At 49.2% G+C, this 2,937-nt stretch carries 1 protein-coding gene; it reads right to left on the minus strand.

Annotation, left to right across the window (positions count from 1 at the left end; genetic code table 11):
- Positions 1-2,847: DUF1601 domain-containing protein (locus ACO6V1_RS23290; protein ID WP_422468895.1), on the minus strand; the 2,847-nt coding region annotated here is incomplete at its 3' end.
- Between the last annotated feature and the right edge of the window lie 90 nt (positions 2,848-2,937).

A 2,937-nucleotide genomic window follows, 5' to 3' on the forward strand; every position in this document is an offset into this window, starting at 1 on the left:
AGACACAGAGCCGTGAGCCTTTGGCAGGACGGCTAACTTTGCCTTTATTTGCTCAATAACTGTTTTGATTGAATCCTGGTTATCAATCTTGTTCACCGGGATTTCAATGACCTCAAATCCCAATTTCTGCAGCAGGGCGATTTTCAGCAACGTCGAGCCATTCCTGGTTGTGAAATCACCACTCACGTAATGAACTGGTCCCTGAACGTCGATAACCACTTTGTAATCTGGCAGCAGCAGGTCAACCGGAGGTAATGTGTTCAGACTCTTTTCTTCTTCTATCGTCAGAGACGGAAGGCTTGATTGGAGTTGATCGCAGAAAGCGGATTGTGATTCGGAAATGACTGTCCGGTAATGGGGGACCACCGGACATGGTCTGCCAAGCCAACTTGCGGCCATGGCAATAACGGTTTGAACCTCTATATTGTCCGGGGATGTATTTCCCAGGCGAGAAAATAGTTCACCAATGTGCTTTTCAAGCGGGTTTTTATTATTCCTGCCTGAGTCCAGATAAACTCTGGCACAGAATACCATGACTCCCCAGAGAGACATCGATAGATATTGCTGAGAAAGTTGCGTGTTTTTACTGATTCGGTCAACAAGAAAATCAAACGTAGATTTAATCAGGCTCGGCTCAATGGCCTCACCCAGTTTCGCCAGGGCCCACAGCAGATTGATGGTACCTTGAGTATTGAAGTGACTTCTCTCTTCTTTTGATTCAGCTTTGGTTTTCACATTGTACAACAGCGTGACCAGAGCCTCTTTGAGCTTTGCTGTCTTCTCCAGCTCGAGCCCGCTGCCCACCAGTTTCGCCAAGGCCCACAGCAGGTTGGCGACTTCCTGTGGCTTGAAGTGGTCTTTCTCTTTTTTTGATTCGGCTTTGGTTTTCACATGGGGCAACAGCGCGGTCACGGCCTCTTTGAGCTTCGGCATCTTGTCCAGCTTCAACCCATTGTCCACCAGTTTCGCCAAGGCCCACAGCAGGTTGGTGACTTCCTGCGGCTTGAAGTGGTCTTTCTCTTCTTTTGAGTCGGCTTTGGTTTTCACATGGGGCAACAGCGCGGCCACGGCCTCTTTCAGCTTCGCTGTCTTTTTCAGCTCCAACCCGTTTTCCACCAGTTTCGCCAAGGCCCACAGCACGTTCGCGGCTTCCTGTGGCATAAAGTGGTCTTTCTCTTCTTTTGAGTCGGCTTTGGTTTTCACATGGGGCAACAGCGCGGCCACGGCCTCTTTCAGCTTCGCTGTCTTCTCCAGCCCGTTGTCCACCAGTTTCGCCACAGCCCACAGCAGGTTCGCGACTTCCTGTGGCTTTAAGTGGTCTTTCTCTTTTTTTGATTCGGCTTTGGTTTTCACATGGGGCAATAGCGCGTGCACAGCCTCTTTGAGCTTCAGTGTCTTCTCCAGCTCCAGTCCGTTGTCCACCAGTTTTGCCACGGCCCACAGCAGGTTGGTGACTTCCTGTGGATTGAAGTGGCCTTGCTCTTCTTTTGATTCGGCTTTGGTTTTCACATGGTGCAACAGCGCGGCCACGACCTCTTTGAGCTTCGATGTCTTCTCCAGCCCGTTGTCCACCAGTTTCGCCAGGGCCCACAGCAGGTTGGCGATATGCTGAGGAATAAAGTGGTCTTTCTCATCTTTTGATTCGGCTTTGGTTTTCACATGGCACAAAAGTGCGGCCACGGCCTCTTTGAGCATCGGTGTCTTATCCAGCTCCAACCCGTTGTCCACCAGTTTCGCCACGGCCCACAGCAGGTTGGCGACTTCTTGTGGCTTGAAGTGGTCTTTCTCTTCTTTTGATTCGGCTTTGGTTTTCACATGGCACAAAAGTGCGGCCACAGCCTCTTTGAGCATCGGTGTCTTATCCAGTTCCAACCCGTTGCCCACCAGTTTCGCCACGGCCCACTGCAGGTTGGTGACACCTTGAGTGTTGAAATGCTCTTTCTTTGATTCGGCTTTGGTTTTCACATGGGGCAACATCGCGGCCACAGCCTCTTCGAGCTTTGGTGTCTTATCCAGCTCCAACCCGTTGTCCACCAGTTTTGCCACGGCCCACAGCAGGTTGGTGACCTCCTGTGGATTGAAGTGGTCTACTTTTGATTCGGCTTTGGATTGCACAAGGGGCAACAGCGCGGCCACGGCCCCTTTGAGCTTCGGTGTCTTCTCCAGCTCCAGCCCATTGTTCACCAGTTTCGCCAGGGCCCACAGCAGGTTGGCGGCACCTTGTGCATCAATATCTCTGGTTTCAGGTTTTTGGTTGCACTTATGTATTACTGCATCAAGTAAATTTGACAGTAAAGCGGCTTGAGTTTCTCTATCCCCCTTATTCATGTATTTATGAGGGGTCAAAACACCCGCTGAAGTAAATGAATGAAGCGTTGTTGTCAGGCTTCGCCAGGTCCACCCGGGTGTTACTTTAAAATCGTGCAACAATGGTATCAGTTGGCGTTGTTCACTATGATTTAATGGTCGTTTTGCCTTTGATGTGTATTGTTTGATTAAAGTGGCAAATTGACTGTGTGTTTTACCATCATAGTGATCACCAGAACGAGCAGATATTCTCACCAGCCAATCCATTTTTTCTGGTGTGATGAGAGCATTAAAACCATGAACAGGTTTTATTGAATGTCCTGGTGGATGGGTTCCTGGTGGATGGTTAGCAGAGCAGGCGTCAGAAGCAGGATGACATTCATTATGCTTCCGGAGATAGGGGCGTGGCACATTCACCTGACCGACTGTGGCATACCTGTATTGCCCACTCCCTGAAGCACCGGCATGATCATCCGGTCGTTTATAATCATTACCTGAAGTTGTGTATTTCCAACTTATACCAGCACCGCCTCTGTCCATAATTATATTTCATTAATTCATGGAAAATATAAAAAGTAGACTATTTTAGGGCATCAGCAGGCAGCAGTTTTTACTGTTTTTTTTCTCTTT

The sequence above is a fragment of the Endozoicomonas sp. ALC013 genome (assembly GCF_049310205.1).
Lineage (GTDB): Bacteria > Pseudomonadota > Gammaproteobacteria > Pseudomonadales > Endozoicomonadaceae > Endozoicomonas.